2 protein-coding genes are annotated in these 1,316 nt (G+C 40.0%); both read right to left on the reverse strand.

Going from position 1 to position 1,316, the window contains the following annotated elements; genetic code table 11:
• Nucleotides 1-30 precede the first annotated feature (30 nt).
• Nucleotides 31-939 (reverse strand): IS3 family transposase, encoded by a 909-nt coding sequence (locus tag G4420_RS23200; protein WP_317165266.1) that lies wholly within the window; start codon nt 937-939, stop codon nt 31-33.
• Nucleotides 927-1,277, reverse strand: a complete 351-nt coding sequence (locus G4420_RS23205; RefSeq protein WP_163326335.1) for a transposase — start codon at nt 1,275-1,277, stop codon at nt 927-929. The genes G4420_RS23200 and G4420_RS23205 overlap by 13 nt, the downstream gene beginning before the upstream one ends.
• Between the last annotated feature and the right edge of the window lie 39 nt (nt 1,278-1,316).

Consider the following 1,316-nt stretch of genomic DNA (forward strand, 5'->3'; position numbering starts at 1 on the left):
TGACTCGTCCTAAAAAAAGTTTACAGGTTATTACTGTAAATTTATTTCTTTTTTATAATAGTTCTTCCATCTTTTTCTAATCGTTAAGCCTTTGATTTGATGTACGTGAGTTGGAGTAAACATGTCACAGCTAAGATGTGGTCTTTGGTTATTATATTTGCAGATAATATCATCCAAACTCCCTTTTGTTATTGTTCCTGTTTTTTCAACTATTGTATTGATATATTCTTCTTTTAGGATGCCGTTAACCCGCTCGGCAATAGCATTATCGAGTGGATCACCGCTTTCTGTCATACTAATTGTTATTTGATGCTGCTTTAATGTATTTACATAGGAATGGCTACAGTACTGGAGTCCCCTGTCTGAATGATGGATTAATCCGTTTAATGGTTGACTACTGTTTTCAATAGCGTCCTGAAGAGAGTTGACAGCGTGGATACTATCCATATTCTTTGCCAACCTGTAACCCAATATCCGTTTCGAATAGGCATCGGTTAGCAGAAACAGGTATCGAAAGCCTTGCGCAGTTCGAATGTAAGTAATATCGCTCACCCATAATTGATTGGGTGCCGTTGGCTCAAAACCCTTTACCAGGTTGGGATATTTACGGAACCAATGATTTGAATTGGTTGTGATGTGCATCCGTTTACGTTTTCTAATCAAAAGACCTTCATCTGCTAATAGTGAAAACAGAGCATCCCGGCCGATTTTTATTCCCTGCTCTTCCAGATCCGGCTTAATCAGGTGATAAATCTTTCGGGTTCCCATACGCGGATGTTTCTGCCGAACCGAACCAACCAGTTGAACCACCATGTAGTTCTGATTAACCATCTTCACCTTGCCCTGTAAATGTTTATAATAGGCTTGTCTGCTTATACCAAACACTCGGCATATCCTGTCCAGACTGGTAACAGGATAGCGGTATTTTAACGCTTGGATTGTTTGGTACCTGGCTTTTTTCGAATCTCAATATCCAGCTGTTTCTCGGCAATATCAATCATCAAGGCTAAAGCTTCGCTGCGAAGCTTCTCATCTTCAACCTGGCGTTCAAGCTCTTTTATGCGCTTGAACAGGTCTTCTTTTGATGTAAGCGAATCCGACTTCATGGACGTGATTTGAAGTGACTGTGCTTCAAATTTACGAATCCATTTTAAAACCGTGCAATGCCCTGCAATATGATATCGACGGCGAGCTTCTGCCTTGCTGATCTGTCCGTTTAAAACTTCAGCAACTACCTGCTGCTTGAAGCTTTCATTGTAAATCTTAAATCCTGACATAAGTTGACTTATTGTGTAAACCTATTTTAGGACTAGACA

Source organism: Draconibacterium mangrovi (genome assembly GCF_010586825.1).
GTDB lineage: Bacteria > Bacteroidota > Bacteroidia > Bacteroidales > Prolixibacteraceae > Draconibacterium > Draconibacterium mangrovi.